This window comes from Neoluteolibacter marinus (assembly GCF_014904755.1).
GTDB lineage: Bacteria > Verrucomicrobiota > Verrucomicrobiia > Verrucomicrobiales > Akkermansiaceae > Haloferula > Haloferula marina.
In genome coordinates, this window is sequence record NZ_JACZFQ010000142.1 from 1 (window position 1) to 276 (window position 276).

Here is a 276-nt window from a genome sequence, read left to right on the forward strand (position 1 = left end):
GGGAGGGTCTGCAGCTCGATGGGCATTCCCCACGGGCCTTCACGTAGACGCTGTCGTTGCCCGGGGTGTCCTCGTGGCGGCTGTTGCCTTAGATCTCCGACAGCGCTTCGTCGCCCGCGGCGACCAGTCGGTCGCGGGAACCCTCGAGGTCGTCGCAGTACAGGGAGATGTGGTTCAGCCCGAAGTCGGTCAGCCCCGCGGCTTCGCGCTGCTCACCGGAGATCTCGAACATCTCCAGGCCCGGCCCCTCGCCGTTGACGATGAAGCGCTGACGAC

1 protein-coding gene is annotated in these 276 nt (G+C 67.0%); it reads right to left on the reverse strand.

Translation table 11 applies throughout. The annotated features are described in order from the left end of the window. Nucleotides 1-88: 88 nt before the first annotated feature. Nucleotides 89-276: VOC family protein (locus IG178_RS24190; RefSeq protein ID WP_226895736.1), on the reverse strand; the 188-nt coding region annotated here is incomplete at its 5' end.